Below are 24,230 nucleotides of genomic sequence, written 5' to 3' on the forward strand. Positions count from 1 at the left end.
TCGACGTTGTTGATGAGGCTTGCGCCATGTTATCGCTCTCCCGCCGTCAGGCCACGGCCATCGGGGCCACCACCATTCTCAACTGGGCATTGCTCGCCACCCTGACGCAGTTCTCCGGGCCGGTGCCGCCGTTCCTGCTCACCGGGCTGGCCTTCGGCATCGCCTTCCTGTGCTTTCTGGCCTGGAGCCTGGGGCGGCGTGAGTCGTTCACGGCGCCGCTGCGTCAGGCGCCTTCGGTGTGGGCGCTGGGAGTGGGCGGACTGTTCGGCTATCACGCGCTCTACTTCGTCGCCCAGCAGAACGCACCGCCGGCCAATGCGGGGCTGATCAGCTATCTGTGGCCGTTGCTCATCGTGCTGTTCGTCGGCCTGCTGCCGGGGGAGCGACTGCTGCCCAGGCATGTACTGGGCGGGCTGCTGGGCTTTGCCGGGGCGGCGCTGTTGATTGGCGGCGATCTGGGCGCTGGCGGCAGCGTACTGGGCTATGGGGCGGCCTTCGCCTGTGCCCTGGTGTGGAGCGGCTATTCGGTGCTATCGCGAGCCAAGAAAGCGGTGCCGACCAGCGCCGTGGGCGGTTTCTGCTTGGTCACCTCGTTGCTGGCCTTCACCTGCCACGGCCTATTCGAGGCCACGCGCTGGCCCCAGGGCAGTGCGTGGCTGGGTGTGGCCGGGCTGGGGTTGGGGCCGGTGGGCAGTGCCTTCTTCACCTGGGATATCGGCGTCAAGCACGGCGACCTGCACCTGCTCGGGCTATTGGCCTACGCCACGCCGCTGCTCTCGACACTGGTGCTGATCGTGGCCGGCTACGCCGAGGCCACGCCGTTGCTGGCCCTGGCGGCAGGCGTGATCACCCTGGGCATGCTGGTAGGTAGCGGCGCGCTGGTTCGCCGCAAGAAGCGGGAGATCCCCGTGCGCTCCGCCTGAGGCGGGCGCACGGGGGCGGGAACGAGCCGCTCAAAACGAGCCTGACAGTGAGTCCACCACGATCAGCAGGAGCAGCGAGATGACCGGCCCCACCACGGCCATCGCGCGGTGAGTATCGTAGTGACGAACTAAGGCGTTGACGCGCTTGGCGACAACCCGCCCCTTCATGCCGATATTGCCAAGGCTCACCTGCTCGAAAGACATGTGACTCAGCGACTCGCGTTGATGCAGTTGTCGTAGAAGGTCACGGTGGCGGGCCAGTCGCTGAACAGGCCGATGATGCCGACATCGCGGGCCAGCACATCGAGGCTGAGCAGCTTGTCGCCCTCCTTGTCGATCACGTCATCGGTAGTGCGGTGGTACCACTCGCCGTCTTCGGTCAGCGGGCCGGAGCGTTCGAAGGTCCAGGCGATCAGGTCGAGCCCGGCAGCCTTGGCGCGCTCGGCGTAGAGCGAGGGCACGATGTGGCTTTCGTCGTCAGCGGCGTCGGGGTTGGAGGCCAGCAGCATCCACATCGGCGGGGCGAGGATCTGCACGCCCTGGTCGGCCAGCTCTGCCATGCTCGGCGACCAGGTGGCGGGGTCGCTGTGATCGAAATCGTCCTGGCTATAGCGACCGTCGAGGTAGACGGCCTGCTCGCCAAACTCAGGCTCGTTGTCGATCCAGTAGCGCACGTCGTCGAGCGAGAACGACTGGGCGTAGACGTCGCTGGCCGGCACGTCGGCGGCCTTGTACTCGTCGATCATCTTCTGGGCGTAATCGGCCTGACTCATACCGTTGAACGGCATCTCGACACTGGGTGCCTTGAGCTCCGGGGTCATCTTCACGCCCAGCGCCTTGAACAGTTCGATGCTGTCGGCATGGCTCATCAGGGTACCGCGGGTGGCATAGAGGTCGGTACGCCAGCCGGGGGTGCCGGCCAAGTAGCCGTCGATGCTGGTGGCTGCGGTGTTGGCCCCCTCCATCTTGCCCTCGAGGGTACGGAATTCCGCCAGGGTGATATCGCTGGTGCAGCACTGAATATCAGCGGCGTTGGTCAGTTCGCCCGCCTCGTTGAACGCCGGCGGCACGCTGCACTGCTGGGCCAGCTCGGTGGCGACGATGTTGGTGGTGGTGTGGAGGTCGCACTGGGAGTGGCGGCAGACGAGCTCCTGGTCGGCGGTGAAGGTGACGTCGCACTCGAGGATGCCGGCCCCCATTTGGGCACCGGCGAGGAAGGATTCACGGGTGTGCTCGGGGAACTGTAGCGGGGCGCCGCGGTGGCTGATACTGAAGTCGCTGCGCTGCCACTCGCCGGTATTGGCCGCGCAGTTCAGCAGCTCTGCCTTGAGTTCGCGTGAGCGCTGGGTCGCTTCATCCATGTCCTGGACCAGGAACAGTGGGCGGGGCCCCAGGGTAACGTGGCCGGCAGCGGCGATATCGTCCTGGGCGGCGCCGTTGATAGGGGTGAGCAGCAGTGCTGCCAGGCCAGCGCAAGTGAGCATCAAGGGGAGCGTCTTCATTTCAAGCCTCGCGTTTGTTCTAAGCCGGATAGGGGAAGCCACGCTGAGAGAGTGAACGTGTGGCATGACCGTGATGTTAAGGCCCTATGTCAGCCCCGGCGCAAGCCTTGGCCTCTCACTCGGCGTTGGGAAAGAATAGCTGCTCGCCGTCGATGGCGTAGCCGGCAATCGCCTCCTGGCCCTGGTCCGAGACCAGCCACTGGTGCCACTGTGCGGCGAGGTCGTGCTTGAGGTGCGGGTGGCGTTCGCGGTCCAGCAGCAGGCTGCCGTACTGGTTGAACAGCGCTTCGTCACCCTCGAACAGGATGGCGAGATCCTGGCGGTTGTCGAAGGCCAGCCAGGTGGCGCGGTCGGCGAATACGTAGGCGTCCATCCCCGCCGCGGTGTTGAGGGTCGGGCCCATGCCGCTGCCCAGCTCGCGGTACCAGCCGCCGGCGGTATCGACCCCGGCGTCTTGCCAGAAGCGTTGCTCGGCGCGGTGGGTACCGCTGTCGTCGCCGCGCGAGGCGAACGGTGTGCCGCTCTCGGCGATACGGCTAAAGGCGTCGAGCGCGCTGTCGGCGTCGGCGATGCCGGCCGGGTCGTCGCGGGGGCCGATCAGCACGAAGTCGTTGTACATCACGTCGAGGCGCTCGCTGGCATAGCCATCGGCGACGAACTGCTCCTCGCCCTGGGTATCATGAACCAGCAGGCTGTCGGCATCGCCACGGCGGGCGATCTCGAAGGCCTGGCCGGTGCCCACCGCAACCACGCGGACGTCGATACCGCTAGCTTTGCGAAACTGCGGCACGATATCGGCGAACAGCCCCGACTGCTCGGTGGAGGTGGTCGAGGCCAGGGTGATAAAGCGCTCTTCAGCGGTGGCGAGTGGCGCCGAGAGGGCGATGCCTAGCGCGAAGGTCGAGAGTAGATGGCGACGTGGCATGGGAGCTCCTTGTTGTCATGGTAGCGCTGTTCTAGCGGCGCTGCTTGCCAGCTACCAGGGCAGCTCGCCGCGTACGAAGGCGGCGGCCTCGCTGCTCTGGGGCGTATCGAAGAAGCGCTCGGCGGGGCTGTGCTCGAGCAGCCGTCCGGCGTTGAGGAACACCACGTCGTCGGCCAGGCGGCGCGCCTGGTTGAGATCGTGGGTGGTCATCACGATCTTGGTGCCGCGTTGATGAAACTGATTGACCGCCTCCTCGACGGCACGAATCGCGGCGGGGTCGAGGGCCGCGGTGGGCTCGTCGAGAAACAGGATGTCGGGCGCCAGCAGCCAGGCCCGGGCCAGCGCCAGGCGCTGCTGCTCGCCGCCGGAGAGCACCCGCGCCGGGCGCTGGGCGAGCGAGGCCAGGCCGAAGCGTTCCAGCGCTGCCTGGGCGCGGGCCTTGCGCAGGCGCCGCGGGCAGCCGCGGATCGCCAGCACATAGGTGAGGTTGGCCTGGGCGCTGCGCTTGAGCAGTACCGGGCGCTGGAAGACCATCGCCTGGCGCAGTGCCAGCGCCGGGCTCAGCGGCTGACCGTTCCAGCGGATCTGCCCGACGCTGGGTGTCAACAGGCCGTGGCAGAGGCGCATCAGCAGGCTCTTGCCGGCGCCGTTGGGCCCCATGATCAGGCTGCGGCCGGCGCCCAGGCGAAGGTCGATGTCGCCCAGCAGGCGCTGGCCTCGATGGCTGAAGCGCACGCCGTCGAGCGATAGCGGTAGCATCGGGGCCGTCGTGGCCTGGGCCAGATGCGGTTGGCTCAAGTCGCTCATCCCATCTGCCTCCTGGCGCGCTCGCCGAGCAGGTGCGCGGCGCCGTTGACACAGGCCACCAGCAGCAGCAGTACCAGGCCCAGGCCCAGCGCCAGCGCCAGGTTGCCGCGGCTGGTCTCCAGGGCGATGGCGGTGGTCATCACCCGGGTCACGCCGTCGATATTGCCCCCCACGATCAATACCGCGCCGACCTCGGCGCTGGCGCGGCCGAAGCCGGCCAGTACCACGGTGGTGAGGGCCACCCGGGCGTCCCACAGCAGGGTCGGCATCATGCGCGCGCGCCCCATCCCGAAGGAGGTCAACTGCTCGCGGTATTCGGCGAGCAACGCCTCGATATGCTGGCGGGTCAGGGCGGCGACGATGGGCAGTACCAGCACCACCTGAGCGATGACCATGGCGGTGGGCGTGAACAGCAGCCCGAGGCTGCCCAGCGGCCCGGCCCGTGACAGCATCAGATAGACCATCAGGCCGGCCACTACCGGCGGCAGACCCATGAAGGCGTTGAGCACCACGACCACCGCACCGCGGCCGGGGAAGGCCCACAGCGCCAGCGCCGCGCCCAGTGGCAGGCCGATCATGGCGGCGATCAGCACGGCGCTCAGCGACACCTGCAGCGACAGGCTGACGATATTCAGCAGCGCCGGGTCGAGGGTAACGATCAGGGTCAGCGCGGTGGAAAAGGCGTTGTCGGCGAGTGGCATTACGGGCTCCATGCAGGTCGCTGCATGATGTGCCGTTATGCCGTTATATGCATCATGTGCTGTAATCAATGCAGCCCTATGCAGCCAAATGCCACCCTTGACGCCTGAAAGGCCTGCCATGACCGCCCACGCCTACCTCACCACCCGCGAGGCCGCCGATTACTTGCGCCTCAAGGAGCGCAAGCTCTACGACCTGGTACGCCAGGAACTGGTCCCCTGCACCCGGGTGACCGGCAAGCTGCTGTTTCCGCGCCAGGCGCTGGACCTGTGGCTGATGAACCATCTGGAGGGCGACCAGCGCAGCCGCGAGCCACTGGCGGCGATCCTCGCCGGCAGTCAGGACCCACTGCTGGAGTGGGCGGTGCGCGAGTCGGGCTCGCAACTGGCGACGCTATGCCACGGCAGCGGTGACGGCGTGCGCCGGCTGCTGGCGGGGCAGGCGCTGGTGGCCGGCGTGCATCTGCTCGACCCGGATAGCGGGCGCTACAATGACCCGCTGGCACTGGGGTTGGGCGGTATGCGTGACCTGGTGGCGATCCGCTGGGCACGGCGCCGCCAGGGGCTGATGCTGGCCCCCGGCAATCCGCTGGACATTGCCGGGCTCGCCGACCTGGCCAGGCCCCAGGTGGTGCTGGCCCATCGCCAGCCGGACGCCGGTGCCGAGCGGCTGTTGTCGCTGCTGCTGGCGCGGGCCGGCATGCGCCTGGAGGCACTCGACCTGAGTCCCAACGTGGCGCTGAGCGAGGATGACCTGGCGCTGGCAGTGCGCCGTGGGGATGCCGATGCGGGGCTCGGGGTGGAGGCGGCGGCCCGGCGTCATGGGCTCGATTTCATCGGCCTGCACGATGAGTGCTTCGACCTGCTGCTGCGCCGCCGTAGCTACTTCGAGGCGCCGTTGCAGCGGCTGATGCGCTTCGCCCACGACCCGCGTTGCCGGGATTGGGCGGCGCGGGCCGGGGGGTACGACCTCGGCGAGCTGGGGGAGGTGGTCTATAACGCCTAAGGCGCGCCTAGCGTCATATTGTTTCCATATTCTGGACGCTTGTTGGTGGCAGAGATCGGATATAGTAATTAATGAACGCTGTTCGAGCCTGCCCGCCCATCAGAGGCGCGACCCCAAGCGGGGTCGAGATGCCGGCCGAACCGGGAGCGAAGGGGATAACGGACTGTTTCCTTATCCTCATGAGGCAAGACCATGCGACTGTTACCCCTGACGATTGCTGCCGTGGCACTGACCCTGGCCGGCTGCAGCTACTCGCCGGCGCGGATTACCCCCGAACCGCTGATCGAGATCGATGGCCGCGATCATCGCCACCATCGTGGCAGCCGGAATTCCCATCACTACTACCACTATGACGACCGTCGCCGCGGTGGTTTCTGCCCGCCGGGGCAGCGCAAGAAGGGACGCTGCTGAGGCCACACCAGCTGGTTCGGCCTAGCTGGGAGGAAGGCAGGGAGTAGGGCGTTTGACGCTCCATTGCGCGGCAATGGCTTTGGCCTAATGCTCAATCCGCATGCGTGCTGCAGCGCAGTATAGATGTCTCGACAGCGGCTGACGCTTCACGAGGTACCACTCAGCATAGTCGGCTGCCGAGCAGCAGCATGCCGGGGTCGAGGGCGTGCCAACCCCACCATGTCAGCAGCAGGGCACCGCTCAGTAGCGCCAGCACGGCAAGTCGCGTAGCCAGGCTCATGCGCTGATCTCGCTGGGAGTGGTGCGGTTGATGGGTTGTTCGTTGATGAACCAGTGGAGAGCTGCAGCCGCCACCGAAAGCAGGATGGCGATGTTCCACACCATGTCGTAGTCACCGTGGATGTCGTAAAGGTAGCCCCCCAGCCAGACGCCTAAGAAGGAGCCGAGCTGGTGGAAGAGGAAGACGATGCCGCCCAGCATGGAAAGGTGCTGCACGCCGAAGACCGAGGCCACAATGCCATTGGTCAACGGCACCGTAGAGAGCCACAGAAGCCCCATGGCGATGCCGAACAAGTAGGCGCTGGGCGGGCTTAGCGGGGTGAGCAGGAAAAGGGCGATGACGACTCCGCGGATCAGGTAAAGCCAGGTGAGTAGGCGTGGCTTCGAATAGTGTCCTCCCAGCCACCCGGCGGCGTAGGTCCCGAAGATATTGAACAGGCCGACCAGGGCCAGCACCGTGCTGCCAACGTGCACGGCAATACCGCTGTCGAAGAGGTAGCCGGGCAGGTGGACACCGATGAATGTCACCTGAAAACCGCAGACGAAGAACCCCAGACTGAGTAGCCAGAAACCGCGATGGTTGGAGGCCTCGTTGAGTGCGGTGGCTAGGCTGATATCGCTGGTGGCCTTGGCTGAGGGGCGATCACGTAGCATGGCACCAAGGGGCAGCATCAGCGCGGCGATAGCCCCCATCGCCAGCAGCGCTGCCGACCATCCCAGCCACCCCAGCAGGCCGAGGGTACCAGGAAGCATGGCGAATTGACCAAAGGAGCCGGCGGCGCTGACCATGCCCATTGCCATGCTGCGCTTTTCTGGAGCCACCGCACGTCCCACGGCGCCAAGAATTACCGAGAAGGTGGTGCCGGAGAGGCCCAGTCCGATCAGTACCCCGGCGGAGAGGGTCATGCCCAGTGGCGATTCCGAGATCCCCATCAACACCAGGCCCAGGGTGTAGAAGGCGCCGCCCACCACCACCACTCGGGCAGCGCCGAATCGGTCGGCCAGGGCGCCAGCAAAAGGTTGCGAGAGCCCCCAGAGTAGATTCTGAATCGCCAGAGCGGTGGCGAAGACACCGCGGCCCCAGCCCAGCTCCGAGCTCATGGGCTCGAGAAACAGCCCGAAACCGTGGCGTAAGCCGGTGGCCAAGGTCACGATCATACTGCCGAGTATGATAATTAGCAGTGAGTGGCGTCGGATGGCATCCATGTCGTCATAACTATTTGCAGGCTAGTGAATATCACCATACTGAGTCTGAGCATTCTTGCCTACTAACGACCGAGGGCAGCTTCCAGGATGGCCAGTTGCCCGGGTGCCAGGGCGTTCTCCACCGCGGTGATGCGCAGCACGTGGCCCAGCGCCGGGTCGGCGGGGCGGGCGATCAGCTTGCCGGCCTCGAGCATCTCGCGATGCACGCGCCCGGCCAGCTCGGCGCTGGGCAGACGCAGGCCGACGAAGTTGGTGGCGCTGGGCAGCACGTCGGCGCCCAGCGCGCGGAAGTGCTCGCTGAGCCGCTCGCGGCGCGCGCGCACCGCCCGCACGTGGGCATCGCTCTCCGCCGGGGCATCCAATACCACTTCGGCGGCAGCCTGGGTCAGCGTCGACACCGCATAGTGAATCCGTACCTTCATCATCACCGCCAGGGTCTCGGGTTCGGCGATGGCGTAGCCGACCCGCAGCCCGGCCAGGCCGTGGGCCTTGGACAGGGTGCGCAGGCGAATCACCCCGGGCAGCACGCGGCGCCCGAACTCGCTGCCGGCATCCTCGCGGAAGTCATGGTAGGCCTCGTCGAGCAGCAGCCAGCAGTCGTCGGGTAGGGCCGCGCGCAGCGACAGGATGGCGTCGTCACCGTGCAGGTGACCACTGGGATTGTCGGGATTGGCGAGATACACCAGCCGCGCCTGGTGGTCGTGGGCGGCGCGGGCCAGGGCCTCTAGGTCCGGCGCCAGGCGGCCGGGCCCCTCGTCGTAGGCGATTTCCACCAGCCGGCAGCCCTGGCCGCGGGCAAAGTAGCCGAAGGTGGGGTAGGTGCCGGCGGTGCCCACCACGCAGTCGCCGAACACCACGCTAGCGCGCAGCGCCAGCGCGATCAGACTGTCGGCGCCGGCGTCGACCAGCATGGCGTCCAGCGCAATGCCTTGCTGCTCGGCCAGGCGCTGGCGGATGCCCAGCGCCTCGGCGTCGCCGTAGCTGTAGACGTGCTCGGCCATGGCGTCGCCGAAGTGCTCGCGTAGTGCGCGATGGGGCATGTCGAGGCCCTCGTTGGAGCCCAACTGATGGGGGATCTCGCGTCCCAGGCGGCGCTCCAGCACGCGCACGCCGGGGAAGGGGTTGTGGGGGCCGTCGCCGCTGAGATGGTCGGGAAAGCGGGGCATGGGTGACTCCAAAGAAGCGTGAAACGAGGTGGCGGCGTTCAGTCGTTCGCCACGACCTTATGACGGTTGAGCAGCCCATGGGGGTCCAGGGCCTGCTTGAGGGTGCGCATCAGGGCGAGCTCTTCCCGGCTGCGTGAGAGCGCCAGGTAGTCGCGCTTTTCGAGGCCGATGCCATGCTCGGCGGAGACCGAGCCGCCGAGCGCGGCCAAGGGCGCATAGACGTGTTGCTCCACTGCGCGCCGGGTGGCCGGGTCCTGGCTGCCGACGCCCACCGAGAGGTGCAGGTTGCCGTCGCCGAGGTGGCCGAAGGTGACCACGCGGCCGGCCGGCCAGTCGCGATGGATCGCCGCCTCGACGTTGCTGACATAGCCCTCCATTTCCGCGATAGGCAGGCTGACATCGAAGGTGAACAGTGGCGAGAGGCCTTGGATCAGCCCCTCGATGTCCTCGCGGATGGCCCACAGCCCCTGGCGCTGACTGTCGGAGTGGGCCAGCACCGCATCGCCGATCAGCTCATGCTCGAGGGCCGTTTCCAGGGCCTGGGCGAACTGCGCGGCGTGGCTGTCGGGGTCGCTGCCTAGCGACTCGACGATGGCATAGAACGGCGCATCCGGCGTCAGCGGCGGCGCATGGCGTTGGCTCTCTACCGTCAGCAGCCGGTAGTGGCTCTGCCACATCGCCTCGAAGGCGGCGAGGCTGCCGCCCAGCGAGCGCCCAAGGTGGCCGAGCAGGCCGGTGAGCGCGGCGAAGCTCGGGCAGGCGACCAGTGCGGTCTGCACCGCCGGCGTGGGCGGCTGCAAGCGCAGCACGGCACGCGTGACGATACCCAGGGTGCCCTCGCTGCCGATGAACAGCTGCTTGAGGTCGTAGCCGGCGTTGTTCTTGAGCATATGGTTCATCGAGCTGACCACGCTACCGTCGGCGAGTACCGCCTCCAGCCCCAGCACCTGCTGGCGCATCATGCCGTAGCGGATCACGCGGATGCCGCCGGCGTTGGTGGCGATATTGCCACCGATGGTGCAGCTGCCGCGGGCGCCCAGATCGAGGGCGAACTGCAGGCCGGCCGCCTCGGCGGCCTCCTGGACGCGCTGCAGCGGCGCGCCGGCCTGCACGGTGAGCGTCGCGCCCACCGGGTCGAGGGTCTCGATGGCGGCCATGCGCTCCAGCGAAATGACCAGCTCATCATCGCTGGCCTCGGCGCCGTGTACCAGGCCGGTGAGGCCGCCGTGGGTGACCACTGGCTGGCGTGCCGCGTGGCAGGCGCGCATCACCGCGGCGACGTCCTCGGTGCTGGCCGGGCGCACGATGGCCGCCGCCTGGCAGGGGGCGCCGGTCATCCAGTCCACCACGCGAGCGGTGACCGCTTCGCCGGTCAGCACATGGGCGTCGCCGACGATGGCGGCGATCTCTTTCAGCAGGGCATCCATTCGTTGCTTGGTCTCCTTGTCAGGCATCGGCGAGTTCGTGCTCGCGGCCGGGAATGGCATCCAGCAGTTCGCGAGTGTAAGCCTCGCGAGGCGCCAGGAACACCTCCCGGGCCGGCCCCTGCTCGACGATGCGTCCGTGCTGCATGACGACGATGTGGTCGCAGATCTGTGCCGCCACCCGCAGGTCATGGGTGATGAACAGCAGCGATAGCGAGAGCTTCTGCTTGAGCTCCTCCAGTAGCTCGAGGATCTGGGCCTGGATCGATACGTCCAGCGCCGAGACCGCTTCGTCGGCGACGATCAGCTCGGGCTGCATGGCCAACGCCCGGGCGATGCCGATGCGCTGGCGCTGGCCGCCGGAGAACTCGTGGGGGTAGCGGTCGTCGGTGCCGTCGAGCCCCACCAGTGCCAGCAGTTCCTTGGCCTTGGCCATGGCCTGGCCCTTGGACGTGCCGTTGGCGATGGGCCCCTGGGCGATGGCGTAGCCGACCCGGTGGCGCGGGTTGAGCGAGGCGTAGGGGTCCTGGAAGATCATCTGCACGCGGTGGCGTTCGCGGCGCAGCGCCTCGCCCTGCAGGTGCATGAAGTCGGTGCCGGAGAGGCTTAGGGTGCCGCTGTCCGGACGCTCCAGGCGCACCACGCAGCGCCCCAGGGTCGACTTGCCGGAGCCCGACTCACCGACGATACCGATGGTTTCGCCCTTGACTAGCGAAAAAGAGACGTCTTGCAGGGCGTGTACCTCGCGGGCCGGCTTGAATAGCCCGCCCTTGGAGCGGAAGACCTTGTTGAGTCCCACCACCTCGAGCAGCGGGGTATCGGTCTCGGCGCCGCGCGCTTCGGGAATCACATCGCTGGGAATCGCCTCGATCAGCGCCCGAGTGTAGTCGTGGGAGGGGTGCTTGAGCACCGCCTCGGCTTCGCCGAGTTCGACGATCTGGCCGTAGCGCATCACACAGACCCGGTTGGCGATCTCGGCGACTACCCCGAAGTCGTGGGTGATGAACATCACCGCCATGCCACGACGCTGCTGCAGGTCGCGGATCAGCTCGAGGATCTGCGCCTGGGTGGTGACGTCGAGCGCCGTGGTCGGCTCGTCGGCAATCAGCAGCTCCGGCTCCAGGGCCAGCGCCATGGCGATCATCACCCGCTGGCGCTGGCCGCCGGAGAGCTGGAAGGGGTAGGCGCGAATCGCCTTGTCGGGGTCCGGGATGCCGACCTCAGTGAGCAGTGCCAGGGCCTTCTGCTGGCGCTCCCGTCCATTGAACTGGCCGTGGGCCTCGAACACCTCGGCGATCTGGGCACCGACCCGCATCAACGGATTGAGGGCGGTCATCGGCTCCTGGAAGATCATGCCGATGCGCAGCCCGCGCAGAGTGCGGTGCTGCTTTTCGCTGAGTTGCAGCAGGTCCTGGCCGTCGAAGATCGCCTCGCCACCGCTGGTATAGACGCCCTTGGGCAGCAGGCCCATGACCGCATTGGCGGCCATCGACTTGCCGGAGCCGGATTCGCCCACCACGCACAGGATCTCGCCGCGAAACACGTCGTAGCTGACGTCCTCCACGGCCAGGGCGCGGTCGGCGCCCTTGGGCAGCGCGATGCTGACATTACGCAGGCTGAGCAGGGGCGTCGCTTGGCTATCGGTCATGGTGTTTCCCCCCTCAGGAGCGCTCGCGGGCGAGTTTCGGGTTCAAGGCGTCGTCGAGGCCTTCGCCCACCAGGTTGAGGGCCAGTACGGTGAGCAGGATCGCCACCCCGGGGAAGAAACTCAGCCACCAGGCCTGGCGGATCACGGTGCGTGCCGCGCCGATCATGTAGCCCCACGACATCACGTTGGGGTCGCCAAGCCCCAGAAAGGAGAGCGCGGACTCCAGCAGGATGGCGGTGGCGACCATCAGCGAGGCCAGCACGATGATCGGCGACAGGGTATTGGGCAGGATCTGGCGCAGGATGATGGTGGTGTTGGACTGGCCCACCAGGCGCGCCGCTTCGACGTACTCGCGGTTGCGCAGCGACAGGAACTCGGCGCGCACCAGGCGCGCCACCGGGGGCCAGCTGACGATGGCGATGGCCAGCACGATGGAGGTGATGCTGGGCTGCATGATGGCCACCAGCACGATGGCCAGGGCGAAGTTGGGAATGGTTTGGAAAAACTCGGTAAAGCGCATCAGGGCGTCGTCGATCAGGCCGCCATAGTAGCCGGCGATGGCACCCAGCGGTACGCCGATGGCCAGTGCCACCGTGGTCGAGACCAGGCCGATTAGCAGCGACACCCAGGCGCCGTGCATCAGCCCCGCGGCCACGTTGCGGCCCATGGTATCGGTGCCGAGCGGAAAGCCGTCGACCTCCATGGGTGGCAGAAAAGGGCGCTGCACCATGCGCCAGGGCGACTCGGGAAACAGCAGCGGGGCAAGGATCGCCATGGCGATGATCGTGAGGAGAATGATCAGCCCGATCAGGGCGCCGCGGTTCTGGGCAAAGCGGGCGAAGAAGCTCATGAGCCCTCCTTGATGCGCGGGTCGGCCAGTCCGTAGACGAGGTCGGTGATGATGTTGAACAGGATCACCAGGGCCGCCGAGAAGAAGAAGATGCCCAGCAGCAGGTTGTAGTCGCGCTGCTGCAGCGCCTCGAACATCAGTCGGCCGATGCCGGGCCAGGCGAACACCGTCTCGGTGAGGATGGCGCCGCCGACCATCTGGCCCGCCTGCAGGCCGGCCAGGGTGATGATCGGCAGCAGCGCGTTGCGCAGGATGTGACGTCGCTGGATGACACTGTTCTTGAGCCCCTTGGCGCGGGCGGTCTTGACGAAGTCCTGCTGGCTGGCATCGAGCATCGAGGCGCGGGTCATGCGGGTGTAGATCGCCATGAAGAACAGCGCCAGGGTGGTGGCCGGCAGGATCAGATGTTTGCCCACATCGAGGACCAGGGCCAGTCCGGTGTGGCCGGCACCCACGGTGTACATGCCGTAGGCGGGCAGCAGGTCCAGGTAGACGGAGAACAGCACCACCGACATCAACGCGACCCAGAACAGTGGCGTGGCATAGAACAGCAGCGCCAGCGCCATGATGATCGAGCCGGAGGGCTTCTTGACGCGGGCGGCGGCCAGCGAGCCGGCGACGATGCCCAGGAACAGGGATAGCACGAAGGCGGTGCCGGTGAGCAGCAGGGTAGCCGGCAGGCGCGCCAGAATCAGGTCGAGGACCGGCATCTGCTGGCGGTAGGAGAAACCGAAGTCGAGCATGGCGACGCCGGAGACGTAGCGCCACAGCTGTACATAGAGAGGCTGGTCGAGGCCGAAGCGTTCGCGCAGCTGACGCAGGAATTCCTCGTCGGTGGCGCCGGCCTCACCGGCCAGGATGGCCGCGGGGTCGCCGGGGGCGAGCTGGATCAACACGAAGTTGAAGATGATGATCATGAACAGCACGACGACGGCCTTGAGCAGCCGCATCGTGATCAATCGGACGTAGAGCATGCCAAGGCCTCGGGCTGGGAGAGGACGCCTCGACCCAGGGCGTTTCACCGCCCCGGGTCAATCGGTGGGTAGCGATCAGCGATCTAGCCAGGTGTCCTTGAAGCCGTCGTTGACGCCCACGCCGGAGGTCACCAGGTCCTGGACATCGCAGCGGTAGAGGGTCGGGAAGCCGAGCTCCAGCAACCAGCCCACCGGCACATCCTCCTGGAGGATCTCCTGGACCTCATGATAGAGCGCTTCACGCTCCTCGTCGGGAAAGGCCGTGGCTGCCTCGTTGAACAGCTCGTCGACCCGCTCGTTCTCGTAGCCCTCGACGTTGTTCCAGGGTGAACCGCGCTCGATATTGGTGGAGAGGTAGGTGCGCGAGATACCCAGTGCCGGGTCGCCATACTGGAACAGATAGGTGAAGGCGAGATCGTAGTCCCAGTCGCCGAGGCGCTGGTTCCAGCCGCCGACGTCGGTGGCTTCGGTACGCACCTCGATGCCCACCTCGCGCAGGTTCTGCTGCACGGCCTCGGCCCAGCGCGTCCAGGTCTCGCCGTAGGGCAGCGGCAGCAGGCGTACCTCTTCGCCGTCATAGCCCATCTCGTCGAGCAGCTCGCGGGCACGTTCGGGATCGTGGTCGTAGGGTTCGAGGTCGGGGTTCTGGAAGCGCGCATTGGAGCCGAAGGCGCCCAACGGCACGTTGCCCAGTCCGTTCCACAGCACGTCGCGGGCGAATTCGCGGTCCATGGCGTGCATCACCGCCTGGCGGAAGCGCTTGTCGGCGGTGGGGCCTTCACGGTTGTTCATCCACAGCATGGCGAAGGGGCTGAAGTACTCGTGGCCCGCCTCAGTCATGCAGGTGTTGTCGAGCTCGGCCAGGCGAGGGATGTCGAAATTCTCGACGGTGCCATAGGGCAACACGTCGACGGTGCCGTTCTCGTAGGCCACCGCACGCGAGGCACCGTCGGGGATGATGTGCCAGTTGATGCCATCGAGGTAGGGCAGGTCATCCTCGTAGTAGTCATCGTTTCTGACCAGCTGGATCACCGTGCCGCGGTCCCAACTGTCGAATTTGAAGGGGCCGGTACCGATGGGGTGGTTGTTGTGCTCGTTGTCGCGGAAGTCGGTCCCCTCGTAGAGATGCTTGGGGATCATGGTGAAGGTGCCGGCCTCGAAAGAGATCAGGAAAGGGCCGAAGGGTTCGTCGAGGGTGAACTCGACGGTGTAGTCGTCGACGGCCTCGATCGACTCGATGTGCTGCAGCACGGCGCGGGCACTGGGGTTGAGCTCGCGGTGGAAGACATCGGCGGAGAACACCACGTCCTCGGCGGTGAAGGGCTCGCCGTCGTGCCAACTCACGTCATCGCGCAGGTGGAAGGTCCAGGTGCGGCCATCCTCGCTGACCTCCCAATCCGTGGCCAGCTGCGGCATGGGCTCGAGGTCGGTGGTGTAGCGCAGCAGCCCCTCGTAGATGTTGCCGGCCACGGTACGGGTCGGGGCGTTCTGGATCATGCCCAGCACCAGGCCCGGCGGCTCGGGCTGGATGATGGTGTCGATGGTGCCACCGTGGCGAGGCTCGTCGGCATGAACGGTGGAGACAGAAAGTGCCGCGGCGGCAATGGCCAGGGCCAGAGGAGTCTTCATAATGTACGTCCCTTGTTGTTGGTCTTGAGAAACACCGTATAAATGTCTGCGCGGGCGAACCACTGCGTTGCGCGATGCGCGAAATCCTCACCTATACCCCATAGGCTCCGGTTTCTGTGCTCCGTGCGCCTTGTGTTTCATCCCGCTCGCCGATTTATTCAGCGTTTCTATTGGTACGTCTTGTTGCTGTTGTACGTCGATGGCAAAAGCTCGTCGTCTTTGAACATAGCAACGCCCACCCAAGCTGTCGACAGTCGGTGGTCGACATGGCGTGATGTTTGGCCATACTGTAAATACATTAGCGTCTCAGGATTCTGGAGCAGAGGGACTTCAATGCATGCCAACCCCCCGCCTGCTGCGCCGCGGCTGCAGCAGACCAACCTCGTCGAGCAGGTGGCCGACTATCTCAGCGAGGCGATCATCGCGCGCCACTACGCGCCGGGGGTGCGACTGTCGGAGGTGCAGCTGTCCCGCGAGCTGGGCGTGAGTCGCGCGCCGGTACGCGAGGCGGCGCGGCTGCTGGAGAGCCGCGGCCTGTTGATATCGCGGCCGCGCAAGGGCTTCTTCGTACGCGAACTCAACGGCGAGGACCTGGCCGATGTCTTCGACCTGCGGCTGTGCTACGAGCGCCACGCCTTCGAACTGCTGGTGGCACGTTTCGACACCGAGGCCAAGGTCCAGCTCTCGCGGCAGGTCGAGATAATGTGTTCGCTGGCCGAGGGCAGTGATGATGGGCGCAAGATCGAGGCTGACCTGCGCTTTCATCGGCTGGTGTTCGAGATGGCCGGCAACCGCCGCCTGCTCAAGGCCTTCGACGACCTGTCCCACGAGCTGCGGCTGTGCATGGCGCTGATCGAGCGCACCCACGCTGAGCCCGAGCGCATCGCCGCTAACCACTGGCCGCTGATCGAGGCCCTGGCCAGCGGCGAACCCGAGCGCTGCCGCGAGGAGGTGGACTACCACATCGGCGTGGCGCGGGACTATGTGATTCAGGGGCTGGGCGCCTGACGCGCCAGCTGCAACCGAGCGCCGGGGAGGGACGATGACGAGTGAGCCGTTGAGTGAGCGGGAACAGCGTGTACTCGAGCAGTGCGATGCCTGCTTCGAGGAAACCCTGGCTCTGACCGAAACCCTGGTGCGTGAATATAGCGTGCTGGGCCAGGAGCAGGGCGTGCTGACGGCGATGGAAGCGGCACTCGAGCGGCTCGAGCTGCCAGTGGAGCGGGTGGCGATGGATGCCCCGAGCCTACTGCAGCACCCCCAGTATGCGCCGGTGGCGTGGTCCGGCGCCGGGCGCTACTGCCTGGTCTCGGCACTCAACCGCGATGCCCCGGGGCGACATCTGGTGTTCAATGGCCATCTCGACGTGGTGCCGGCGGAGCCCATCGATACCTGGACGCGTCCGCCCTGGGAGCCGTGGCGCCAGGATGGCTGGCTGTATGGGCGTGGCGCCGGCGACATGAAGGCGGGGGTGGCGGCGATGATCATGGCGGTCGCCGCGGTGCGCCGCGCCGGGGTGGCGATCGAGACGCCGTTGACGCTGCAGACCGTGATTGAAGAGGAGTGCAGCGGCAACGGCGCGCTGGCCTGCGTCAATGCCGGTTACGGCGGCGATTGCGTGCTGATCCCGGAGCCCTTCGGGCCGTGCCTCTACACCGGTCAGACCGGCGTGCTGCGCTTCCGGATTCGCGTCGACGGCGTGCCGGCCCACGTACTCGATGCCACCGCCGGCAGCGATGCCATCGAGACCATGCAGCGGCTGATCCCGGCGCTCAGGACGTTCGAGGATGAACTCAACGCCGAGCGCGAGCCACCCTACGACGCCTTCGAGCACCCGTTCAATCTCAACATCGGCCGCTTCGATGGCGGTAACTGGGCCTCCAGCGTGCCCGCCCACGCGGAAATCGAGGGGCGTATCGGTTTTGCGCCGGGAGTGGCGCCTGAGCAGATCATGCGGCGCTTCGAGGCCTGCGTGGCCCGCGCGCACCACGACCTGGCGCTGCCCGGCAACGCCCCCCACGTCGAATTTCACGGCTTTCGCTCGCCGGGTCACCTGGTCGACCTCGAGGCGCCGGGGATCGAACTGCTCGGCGAGTGCCATCGGGCCCTGAGTGGCGGTGAGCCCGAGCGCTATCTCTCCACCTGTATCACCGACCTGTGCGCCTTCCATGTGGCGGGCGGCGTACCCGGTAGCTGCTATGGGCCGGTGGCGGAACGCATCCACGGCATCGATGAGCGGGTCGACATCGAGTCGATCCGCCATACCCTCAAGGCCTACGCGCTGTTCATCTGCCGCTGGCAGCAGCTGGGCGACTAGTCCCGGGCCGCCGCGCTCAGCGGGCCGGCATGGGATAGCGGCGGTCGGCCTTGCCGGCCTTGGCTACCTGCCCCGGGGTGTCGTGGCCGATCAGCCCGGGCAGGGTGGCAGAGACTTTCAGCAGGGCGTCCAGGTCGACTCCGGTGGACACGCCCATGGCCTCGAACATATGCACCAGGTCCTCGCTGCAGACGTTGCCGGTCGCGCCGGGTGCGTAGGGGCAGCCGCCGAGCCCGCCGAGCGAGGCGTCGAAGCGGGTGATGCCCGCCTGCCAGGCGGCCAGCGCATTGGCCAGGCCCATGCCGCGGGTATTGTGGAAATGCAGCGTGAAGGGCGTCTCCGGGAAGCGCGCGAGCACGGCCTCGCACAGCCGCCTGACCTGGGCCGGGTTGGCCATGCCGGTGGTGTCGCATAGGCTCACGCCCTGCACGCCCAGGGCCAGCTGTCGCTCGACCAGATCGAGTACACGCGCCTCGGGCACCTCACCCTCGAAGGGGCAGCCGAAGGTGGTGGAGAGCGAGGCGTTGATGAAGACCTCGCGCCCCTGAGGGGGGGCGCGGACGGTTTCGACAATGGCCGCGAACTGCTCGAGGGACTGCGTCGGCGTCATGCGCAGGTTGGCCAGGCCGTGGGATTCGCTCGCCGACATCACCAGATTGACCTCGTCGACGTGGCAGGCCAGTGCCCGCTCGGCGCCCTTGACGTTGGGCACCAGCACGGTAATGCCAACGCCCGGACGGCGCTGGATGGCGGTCACCACCTCGGCGGCATCGCGCAGTTGGGGAATGGCCTTGGGCGAGACGAAGCTGGTCGCCTCGATGCGCGCCAGGCCGGTGGCGGAGAGGGCATCGATCAGGCCTATCTTGTCCGCGGTGGGCACGAACTCGGCTTCGATCTGCAGGCCGTCGCGGGGTGCCACCTCGTTGATCTGTAGTGAAGGCATGGGCGCTCCTTGGGGTTAGATGATGCCGGCGCTGCGCAGCTTGGCGCGAGTCTCGTCATCGATGCCCAGCTCGTCGAGCACCTCCTCGGTATGCTGGCCCAGGGCCGGGCCGCCGTTGCCGAGCCGGCCCGGGGTGGCGCTGAGACGCGGCAGTACGCCGGGGACCTTCAACGGGTCGCCGCTGGGGCGGGTGATGGTCTGGATCATCTCACGCGCCAGGTAGTGCGGGTCGCTGGCAATGTCGGCCGCGGTGTAGGGAAAGCCCGCGGGCACCCGCGCGGCATCCAGGGCGGCGAGGATCTCGTCGCGGCCGAGGGTCTTGCTCCAGGCCTCGATGGCGGCATCGATCTCGGCGGCGCGGCGGCTGCGCCCGTCGTTGTGCGCCAGCGCCGGGTCCTCGGCCAGGTCGTCGCGCTCGATCACCTTCATCAGGCGCTTGAAGATGCTGTCGCCGTTGCCGGCAATCAGCACGAAGTCGCCGTCGCGGGTGCGGTAGGCATTCGACGGCGTGATGCCGGGCAGGGCGCTGCCGCTGGGCTCGCGGACCTGGCCGGTGGCGTCGTATTCGGGCAGCAGGCTCTCCATCATGGCGAATACCGACTCGTAGAGGGCCACGTCGATCTCCTGGCCGAGCCCGCTGCGGCTTCGCTCCTGCAGTGCGAGCAGGGTGCCGATCACCGCGTAGAGGGCGGAGAGGGAGTCGCCGATGCTCACCCCGACTCGCACCGAGGGTTCGCCGGGGTGGCCGGTGAGGTAGCGCAGGCCGCCCATGGCTTCGCCGATCACCCCGAAGCCGGGCTTGTCGCGGTAAGGCCCGGTCTGGCCGTAGCCGGAGATGCGTACCATGATCAGTCGCGGGTTGAGTTCGGCGAGTGCCTCATAGCCGAGCCCCCAGCCTTCCAGCGTGCCGGGGCGGAAATTCTCGACCAGCACATCGGCCTCGCTAACCAGCCGACGAACCAGGTCCTGCCCCTGGGGGGTGCGCAGGTCGAGTGACAGCGAGCGCTTGGTGCGGCTCTGGACGTGCCACCACAGCGAGGTGCCATCTTCGATGATTCGCCATTTGCGAAGGGGGTCGCCGGTGCCTGGCGGCTCGACCTTGATCACGTCGGCACCGAATTCACCCAGCAGCTTGGTGGCGAAGGGCCCGGCAATGAGCTGGCCCAGTTCAAGCACCTTGAGGTTCTCAAGGGGGAGCTGGCGAGTCTCCGCAGTCGTCATGGCAGCACTCCTAGGCAGTATGTGACATAGCATGGCGCCTGGCATCGGTGCGAAGCAATTAGGCGATGGATAACTCGGGCTTCGTCAATCGCGAACACTTCGCTAGGATGGGCCTCTACTTTCCCCTCGAGAGTCGCCATGCGTCGTTTCGATCTCGTCACCCTCAAGCTGTTCGTTACCATCGCCGACGAAGGGCGACTGACCGCGGCGGCCGAGCGTGAGCACCTGGCACTGGCGGCGGTCAGCAAGCGCGTCCGCGACCTGGAATCGCTGGTCGGCACCACGCTGCTCTATCGCCGCTCGCGAGGGGTAGAGCTGACTCCCGCGGGCCAGGCCTTTCTGCACCATGCGCGGCGGATTCTCGAGAACATCGAGCGGCTGCAGGCCGAGCTCAGTGAGTATGGCGAGGGCATCAAGGGCCATGTGCGCATCCACTCCAACACCTCGGCGATCATCGCCTTCCTGCCTCAGGACCTGAGCGCCTTTTCGCGACGCTACCCGGAAGTCAAGATCGACCTGCAGGAGCGGATCAGCACCGAGGTGATCGCGGCCGTGCGCGACGGCCTGACCGATGTCGGCATCTTTGCCGGCCACGTAGCGGCGCCGGAGCTGCAGGTAATGCCCTACCGCAGCGATCGGCTGGTGCTGATGACCCCGCGCGACCATCCCCTGGCCGGACGCGAGACGCTCGATTTTCAGGAGGCCACCGCCTACGACTTTATCGGCCTGCAGCAGGACACCTCGCTGCAGTCACTGCTCCACGAGCAGGCGAATCGCGCCGGCCGCAGCCTGCGCATGCGCATCCAGGTGCGCAGCTTCGACGCCATCTGTCGAATGATTCACCACGGCATGGGGGTCGGCGTGCTCCCCCAGCGCACCATCTACCGCGACCTGCGCGATCTCGAACTATGCAGCATCCCCCTGGCCGACCCCTGGGCGCGGCGTGAGCTGGTGATCGGCGTACGCCGCTACGACACCCTGCCGGTGATTGCCCGCCACCTGGTCGATCATCTGGTGGAGGAGGAAGAGTCATGACCCCTGACGACGTTGAAGGGCGCCTTCTGCTGGCAGAGCGGTGCCACCTCCAGCCGGGTGATGTTGACGCGAGGCGACAGTTCGGCGATCTGCACGGCAACGTCCTCCGGCTGTAGCGGCCATCGGGTGGTCCGTGATCTGCCATTGGGATGCCCGCCGGTGGCGTTCTGGTATTCACCTTTAGTCGTGCCGAGGTGGGTTGGGGAGGCGGGAAGCCCGCTGCCATGGGATAAGCTTTGATATCGCCATTGACGAAGGCCCCCTTCATCAACGTCGATTTGAGCGTGGCTCGCGCTTGTACCAAGATCGAGTCACGACACGCCATCCTCAACCATAATCACAACATCAAAGGGAGAGTCCGATGCAAAAGTCTCTGCTCGCCACCCTGATCGCTGCCGGCATGCTGGCAGCGCCTTATGCCTTAGCCAATGCCATCGAGATTCAGGTCAACAACACCATGAGCGAGGGCGGCTCCGAGAGCGATGCCGTCGAGCGCTTTGCCGAGTATCTGGAGGAGCATGCCCCGGGCCGATTCGATGTGCGCCCGTTCCTCGCCGGTTCCCTGGGCGGTGAAAACTCGGTACTCGAGCTGCTCAATCTCGGCCAGACCCAGCTATCGATTACCGGCGGCAACTGGCGCCAGCAGTACGCCGAGGAGTATGACGCCATTACCGTGCCGTTTGTCTTCTCTACCTGGGAGGAGGTTGATGCCTTCATGGAGAGTCCCTCCGGCCAGCGGCTGATCGAGCAGGCTGAGGAGCGCGGCGGGCTGAAGTACTTCGGTACTCAGCATCGCGGGCCGCGCCACATGACCGCCAATCAGGCGATCCACTCACCGCAGGACCTCGAGGGCTTCCGCCTGCGCCTGCCGTCACTGCCGGTATGGTTGGAGGTCTGGGAGGAGATCGGCGCCCAGGTCGTCAATGTGCCGGCGCCGGAGATCTACCTGTCGATGCAGACCGGCCAGGTCGATGGCCACGAGAACTCCCTTTCTTCACCTTATACTCGCCAGCTGTGGGAGGTGCAGGACCACATCATCCTCACCAGCCATGTGCAGTTCCCTTGGAACTGGGTGGCCAGCAGTCAGTGGTGGGATGGTCTCGAGGCAGACGACCAGGATCTGATTGCCGAGGCGATCCATGTGGCACGCGAATACGGCACCGAGCGCGAGCGCGAACTCGATGAGTATTACCTCGAGCAGCTCGAGGAGCGCGGCATGACCATTATCGAGCCCGATATCGATGCCTTCCGCGACGCCGCCATGCCGGCCATCGAACGACTGCTCGATGGCATGGCCGATGGGGTGATGGACGATGCCCTGGGCGACGATGCCTAAGGCCATGGTGCCATGAGCGGCAACAGCGGCGACCCTGCGGGGCGCCGCTGTTGCATTGTGAACGACCTCTGAGGAGTCTGCCGTGTCCCGTTCTCCCACGCCGCCCGCCGCCACCCTCGACCGGGTGGCCTTTTACCTTCTGCGGGGGCTGACCTTGGGGTGCGATATCCTCGGGGTCGTGCTGCTGGCAGGGGTATTGCTGCTGCTCTCCAGCGCCGTGGTGGCGCGCGATCTGCTTGGCCTGGGCATGCCCTGGTCGGAGGAGGTCGCCTCGCTGCTGGCCATCTATGCGATCGGCTTCGGCTCACTCTCGGCCTGGGTGCGTGGCGAACACCTGGTGGTCGATCTGTTCAGCCACCGTCTCTCCGGCATGGCGCGGGGCGTGCAGTATCGGCTCGTCGCGCTGCTCTCATGCGGATTTTTCGTGCTCGCGGCCTGGGGCGCCTGGGTCATGGTGGGGGCCAGTGCCCACAATCGCAACGTGTCGCTGGGCATCAGCTTCAGTTACCTCTATCTGGGCATCCTGATTGGCTTCGCTGGCATGGCGGTGCTGTCGGCCTGGCAGGCGCTGCGAGGCCCCGTCGAGTGGCGAGCTGCGGCGGACATGCACGAGGAGGGGGCCTGATGCTCGAGCTGCTGATCTTCGTGGGTGCCCTGCTGGTGTTGATGGCCATCGGCCTGCCCGTCGTCGTGGCCATCGGCATTACCTCGTTCGTTGCGCTGGGAATGACCAGTGCCACCGGATTGTCGGTGGAGCTGATGTCGTTGCGCATGGTGCAAACGCTGAACAATTACACTCTGCTAGCGATACCACTGTTCATCCTGGCCGCCAATATCATGAACTCGGGGTCTACGACCTCGCGAATCTTCGATTTTGCCACTGCCTTGGTCGGCTTTACCAAGGGCGGGCTGGGGCATGCCAACGTGGTCGCCAGCTCGCTGTTTGCCACCATGTCGGGTACCGCGGTAGCCGATGCGGCAGGCCTGGGTAGCGTCGAGATCAAGGCTATGAAGGAGCGCGGTTACGATCTTGGCTATTCGGCGGGAATCACCGCGACCTCCAGCGTGATCGGACCGATCCTGCCGCCCTCCATCGCCCTGGTGGTGTATGGCTGGCTGGCCAATGTGAGTATCGGTGCGCTGTTCATGGCCGGCCTGTTGCCGGGCATCCTGATGGCGCTGATGTTGATGGGATTGACCGTGGTACTGGCGGTCACCAACCGGGTGACGATGCCGGCGCCGACGCCTTTCTCGGGGCGCGAGGTACTGCGCACCGGCCGTCGGGCGATTCTGCCGCTGGTGATGCCGGCGATCATCGTCGGCGGCATCTGGAGCGGGTTCTTTTCGCCCACTGAGGCCGGCGCGGTGGCCTCTCTCTACGCCTTGATTCTCGGCGGCCTGATCTACCGCGATCTGGGTCTAATCGATCTCTATCGTGCATTCCGCCGCACGCTGATGTTCAGTGCTGCGATCCTGCTGATCATCGCGGTATCGAGCTTCTATGGCTGGCTGTTGGTGCGCATTGGCATTCCCCAGGCGCTGGCCGGACAGGTGGCGGGGCTGGAGGTATCGACCCTGGTGCTGCTGCTCGGCTTTGCCCTGTTCTTCCTGCTGATCGGCTGCTTCATGTCGGTGATCGAGAGCATTCTGATCTTTACGCCGATCGTGGTGCCGGCGGCGCTGGCGGCGGGACTCGATCCACTGCATTTCGGCATCGTGATGGTCATCACGCTGTCGGTGGGTGTGGTGACGCCGCCGTTCGGCACGGTGCTGTTCCTGATGGTGGGGATTACTCGATTGCGCTACGGTCAGGTAGTGATGTCGGTGTTGCCCTTTCTGGTGCCGATTTTTGCCACCATCCTGATCCTGATCGCCTTTCCCAGCTTGGTGACCTGGTTACCGGCACGACTGGGGTACTGACGAGGACGTC

Annotated in this window: 23 protein-coding genes; 9 read left to right on the top strand and 14 right to left on the bottom strand. The window is 66.3% G+C overall.

The genetic code is table 11. The features are described from left to right. Positions 1-26 precede the first annotated feature (26 nt). Positions 27-923 (top strand): aromatic amino acid exporter YddG, encoded by an 897-nt coding sequence (gene yddG / locus CK498_RS00430; RefSeq protein WP_095618900.1) that lies wholly within the window; start codon positions 27-29, stop codon positions 921-923. A gap of 30 nt (positions 924-953) precedes the next feature. Here the strand turns inward: yddG and CK498_RS26055 are convergent, their stop codons facing one another. The 5 genes from CK498_RS26055 to CK498_RS00450 all read right to left on the bottom strand — a co-directional run bounded on the left by CK498_RS26055 (position 954) and on the right by CK498_RS00450 (position 4,858). Beyond that, positions 954-1,127: a hypothetical protein gene (locus CK498_RS26055; RefSeq protein WP_176475674.1), complete on the bottom strand. Its 174-nt coding sequence runs from the start codon at positions 1,125-1,127 to the stop codon at positions 954-956. A 5-nt stretch (positions 1,128-1,132) separates the two neighbouring features. Beyond that, positions 1,133-2,425: a glycerophosphodiester phosphodiesterase family protein gene (locus CK498_RS00435; protein ID WP_095618901.1), complete on the bottom strand. Its 1,293-nt coding sequence runs from the start codon at positions 2,423-2,425 to the stop codon at positions 1,133-1,135. A 115-nt stretch (positions 2,426-2,540) separates the two neighbouring features. Then, positions 2,541-3,350: a substrate-binding domain-containing protein gene (locus CK498_RS00440; RefSeq protein WP_095618902.1), complete on the bottom strand. Its 810-nt coding sequence runs from the start codon at positions 3,348-3,350 to the stop codon at positions 2,541-2,543. Positions 3,351-3,401: 51 nt separating this feature from the next. Further along, on the bottom strand, positions 3,402-4,157 hold the full coding sequence (locus CK498_RS00445; protein WP_095618903.1) for an ABC transporter ATP-binding protein: 756 nt from the start codon (positions 4,155-4,157) through the stop codon (positions 3,402-3,404). Next, positions 4,154-4,858, bottom strand: a complete 705-nt coding sequence (locus CK498_RS00450) for an ABC transporter permease (protein WP_095618904.1) — start codon at positions 4,856-4,858, stop codon at positions 4,154-4,156. Before CK498_RS00450 ends, CK498_RS00445 begins: the two co-directional genes overlap by 4 nt. Positions 4,859-4,976: 118 nt before the next feature. Here CK498_RS00450 and CK498_RS00455 point away from each other — a divergent pair, with 118 nt between their 5' ends. Next, complete coding sequence (locus CK498_RS00455; protein WP_095618905.1) at positions 4,977-5,861, top strand: helix-turn-helix transcriptional regulator; 885 nt, start codon at positions 4,977-4,979, stop codon at positions 5,859-5,861. Between the two features lie 192 nt (positions 5,862-6,053). After that, positions 6,054-6,272 (top strand): hypothetical protein, encoded by a 219-nt coding sequence (locus CK498_RS00460; RefSeq protein ID WP_095618906.1) that lies wholly within the window; start codon positions 6,054-6,056, stop codon positions 6,270-6,272. A 276-nt stretch (positions 6,273-6,548) separates the two neighbouring features. On the opposite strand, the gene CK498_RS00465 is transcribed toward CK498_RS00460, so the two are convergent. The 7 genes from CK498_RS00465 to CK498_RS00495 all read right to left on the bottom strand — a co-directional run bounded on the left by CK498_RS00465 (position 6,549) and on the right by CK498_RS00495 (position 15,448). After that, the gene (locus tag CK498_RS00465; protein ID WP_095618907.1) at positions 6,549-7,757 is read right to left on the bottom strand and encodes an MFS transporter; all 1,209 of its coding nucleotides are present in this window, start codon (positions 7,755-7,757) and stop codon (positions 6,549-6,551) included. A 62-nt stretch (positions 7,758-7,819) separates the two neighbouring features. After that, a complete protein-coding gene (locus CK498_RS00470) occupies positions 7,820-8,923 on the bottom strand; it encodes a pyridoxal phosphate-dependent aminotransferase (RefSeq protein WP_095618908.1) in 1,104 nt (367 codons plus the stop codon). Positions 8,924-8,961: 38 nt separating this feature from the next. Then, a complete protein-coding gene (locus tag CK498_RS00475; protein ID WP_095618909.1) occupies positions 8,962-10,350 on the bottom strand; it encodes an FAD-binding oxidoreductase in 1,389 nt (462 codons plus the stop codon). A gap of 19 nt (positions 10,351-10,369) precedes the next feature. After that, positions 10,370-11,995, bottom strand: coding sequence for an ABC transporter ATP-binding protein (locus CK498_RS00480; RefSeq protein WP_095618910.1), 1,626 nt, complete (start codon positions 11,993-11,995; stop codon positions 10,370-10,372). A gap of 13 nt (positions 11,996-12,008) precedes the next feature. Next, positions 12,009-12,845: an ABC transporter permease gene (locus tag CK498_RS00485; RefSeq protein ID WP_095618911.1), complete on the bottom strand. Its 837-nt coding sequence runs from the start codon at positions 12,843-12,845 to the stop codon at positions 12,009-12,011. Next, on the bottom strand, positions 12,842-13,819 hold the full coding sequence (locus CK498_RS00490; protein ID WP_095618912.1) for an ABC transporter permease: 978 nt from the start codon (positions 13,817-13,819) through the stop codon (positions 12,842-12,844). The genes CK498_RS00485 and CK498_RS00490 overlap by 4 nt, the downstream gene beginning before the upstream one ends. A 75-nt stretch (positions 13,820-13,894) precedes the next feature. Then, positions 13,895-15,448 carry an ABC transporter substrate-binding protein gene (locus tag CK498_RS00495; RefSeq protein ID WP_095618913.1) on the bottom strand — a complete coding sequence of 518 codons (1,554 nt, stop codon included), beginning with the start codon at positions 15,446-15,448 and terminating at the stop codon, positions 13,895-13,897. A gap of 333 nt (positions 15,449-15,781) precedes the next feature. Between CK498_RS00495 and CK498_RS00500 the strand changes: the two genes are divergently transcribed. Both CK498_RS00500 and CK498_RS00505 read left to right on the top strand, forming a co-directional pair. After that, a complete protein-coding gene (locus CK498_RS00500; RefSeq protein ID WP_095618914.1) occupies positions 15,782-16,456 on the top strand; it encodes a GntR family transcriptional regulator in 675 nt (224 codons plus the stop codon). Between the two features lie 34 nt (positions 16,457-16,490). Beyond that, positions 16,491-17,765, top strand: a complete 1,275-nt coding sequence (locus tag CK498_RS00505) for an ArgE/DapE family deacylase (RefSeq protein WP_095618915.1) — start codon at positions 16,491-16,493, stop codon at positions 17,763-17,765. Between the two features lie 16 nt (positions 17,766-17,781). Here the strand turns inward: CK498_RS00505 and CK498_RS00510 are convergent, their stop codons facing one another. Together CK498_RS00510 and CK498_RS00515 are read right to left on the bottom strand one after the other, a co-directional pair. Then, on the bottom strand, positions 17,782-18,708 hold the full coding sequence (locus CK498_RS00510) for a hydroxymethylglutaryl-CoA lyase (RefSeq protein ID WP_095618916.1): 927 nt from the start codon (positions 18,706-18,708) through the stop codon (positions 17,782-17,784). A gap of 15 nt (positions 18,709-18,723) precedes the next feature. Beyond that, positions 18,724-19,929 (bottom strand): CaiB/BaiF CoA transferase family protein, encoded by a 1,206-nt coding sequence (locus CK498_RS00515; RefSeq protein ID WP_095618917.1) that lies wholly within the window; start codon positions 19,927-19,929, stop codon positions 18,724-18,726. 138 nt (positions 19,930-20,067) lie between these two features. Here CK498_RS00515 and CK498_RS00520 point away from each other — a divergent pair, with 138 nt between their 5' ends. From CK498_RS00520 to CK498_RS00535, 4 genes are all read left to right on the top strand, one after another. Continuing rightward, a complete protein-coding gene (locus CK498_RS00520) occupies positions 20,068-20,964 on the top strand; it encodes a LysR family transcriptional regulator (RefSeq protein ID WP_095618918.1) in 897 nt (298 codons plus the stop codon). A 361-nt stretch (positions 20,965-21,325) separates the two neighbouring features. Then, entirely contained in the window at positions 21,326-22,300 is a 975-nt protein-coding gene (locus CK498_RS00525) for a TRAP transporter substrate-binding protein (protein ID WP_095618919.1), read from the top strand. 82 nt (positions 22,301-22,382) lie between these two features. Further along, a complete protein-coding gene (locus tag CK498_RS00530) occupies positions 22,383-22,925 on the top strand; it encodes a TRAP transporter small permease (protein ID WP_095618920.1) in 543 nt (180 codons plus the stop codon). Next, positions 22,925-24,220 (top strand): TRAP transporter large permease, encoded by a 1,296-nt coding sequence (locus CK498_RS00535; RefSeq protein WP_095618921.1) that lies wholly within the window; start codon positions 22,925-22,927, stop codon positions 24,218-24,220. The genes CK498_RS00530 and CK498_RS00535 overlap by 1 nt, the downstream gene beginning before the upstream one ends. The last annotated feature ends 10 nt before the right edge of the window (positions 24,221-24,230 follow it).

It is taken from the genome of Halomonas salipaludis, assembly GCF_002286975.1.
Classification (GTDB): domain Bacteria; phylum Pseudomonadota; class Gammaproteobacteria; order Pseudomonadales; family Halomonadaceae; genus Franzmannia; species Franzmannia salipaludis.

Bases quoted from the DNA above. Each gene is read 5' to 3' on its own strand.
- yddG (WP_095618900.1), top strand. From the start codon at position 27: ATGTTATCGCTCTCCCGCCGTCAGGCCACGGCCATCGGGGCCACCACC.
- CK498_RS26055 (WP_176475674.1), bottom strand. From the start codon at position 1,127: ATGTCTTTCGAGCAGGTGAGCCTTGGCAATATCGGCATGAAGGGGCGG.
- CK498_RS00435 (WP_095618901.1), bottom strand. From the start codon at position 2,425: ATGAAGACGCTCCCCTTGATGCTCACTTGCGCTGGCCTGGCAGCACTG.
- CK498_RS00440 (WP_095618902.1), bottom strand. From the start codon at position 3,350: ATGCCACGTCGCCATCTACTCTCGACCTTCGCGCTAGGCATCGCCCTC.
- CK498_RS00445 (WP_095618903.1), bottom strand. From the start codon at position 4,157: ATGAGCGACTTGAGCCAACCGCATCTGGCCCAGGCCACGACGGCCCCG.
- CK498_RS00450 (WP_095618904.1), bottom strand. From the start codon at position 4,858: ATGCCACTCGCCGACAACGCCTTTTCCACCGCGCTGACCCTGATCGTT.
- CK498_RS00455 (WP_095618905.1), top strand. From the start codon at position 4,977: ATGACCGCCCACGCCTACCTCACCACCCGCGAGGCCGCCGATTACTTG.
- CK498_RS00460 (WP_095618906.1), top strand. From the start codon at position 6,054: ATGCGACTGTTACCCCTGACGATTGCTGCCGTGGCACTGACCCTGGCC.
- CK498_RS00465 (WP_095618907.1), bottom strand. From the start codon at position 7,757: ATGGATGCCATCCGACGCCACTCACTGCTAATTATCATACTCGGCAGT.
- CK498_RS00470 (WP_095618908.1), bottom strand. From the start codon at position 8,923: ATGCCCCGCTTTCCCGACCATCTCAGCGGCGACGGCCCCCACAACCCC.
- CK498_RS00475 (WP_095618909.1), bottom strand. From the start codon at position 10,350: ATGGATGCCCTGCTGAAAGAGATCGCCGCCATCGTCGGCGACGCCCAT.
- CK498_RS00480 (WP_095618910.1), bottom strand. From the start codon at position 11,995: ATGACCGATAGCCAAGCGACGCCCCTGCTCAGCCTGCGTAATGTCAGC.
- CK498_RS00485 (WP_095618911.1), bottom strand. From the start codon at position 12,845: ATGAGCTTCTTCGCCCGCTTTGCCCAGAACCGCGGCGCCCTGATCGGG.
- CK498_RS00490 (WP_095618912.1), bottom strand. From the start codon at position 13,819: ATGCTCTACGTCCGATTGATCACGATGCGGCTGCTCAAGGCCGTCGTC.
- CK498_RS00495 (WP_095618913.1), bottom strand. From the start codon at position 15,448: ATGAAGACTCCTCTGGCCCTGGCCATTGCCGCCGCGGCACTTTCTGTC.
- CK498_RS00500 (WP_095618914.1), top strand. From the start codon at position 15,782: ATGCATGCCAACCCCCCGCCTGCTGCGCCGCGGCTGCAGCAGACCAAC.
- CK498_RS00505 (WP_095618915.1), top strand. From the start codon at position 16,491: ATGACGAGTGAGCCGTTGAGTGAGCGGGAACAGCGTGTACTCGAGCAG.
- CK498_RS00510 (WP_095618916.1), bottom strand. From the start codon at position 18,708: ATGCCTTCACTACAGATCAACGAGGTGGCACCCCGCGACGGCCTGCAG.
- CK498_RS00515 (WP_095618917.1), bottom strand. From the start codon at position 19,929: ATGACGACTGCGGAGACTCGCCAGCTCCCCCTTGAGAACCTCAAGGTG.
- CK498_RS00520 (WP_095618918.1), top strand. From the start codon at position 20,068: ATGCGTCGTTTCGATCTCGTCACCCTCAAGCTGTTCGTTACCATCGCC.
- CK498_RS00525 (WP_095618919.1), top strand. From the start codon at position 21,326: ATGCAAAAGTCTCTGCTCGCCACCCTGATCGCTGCCGGCATGCTGGCA.
- CK498_RS00535 (WP_095618921.1), top strand. From the start codon at position 22,925: ATGCTCGAGCTGCTGATCTTCGTGGGTGCCCTGCTGGTGTTGATGGCC.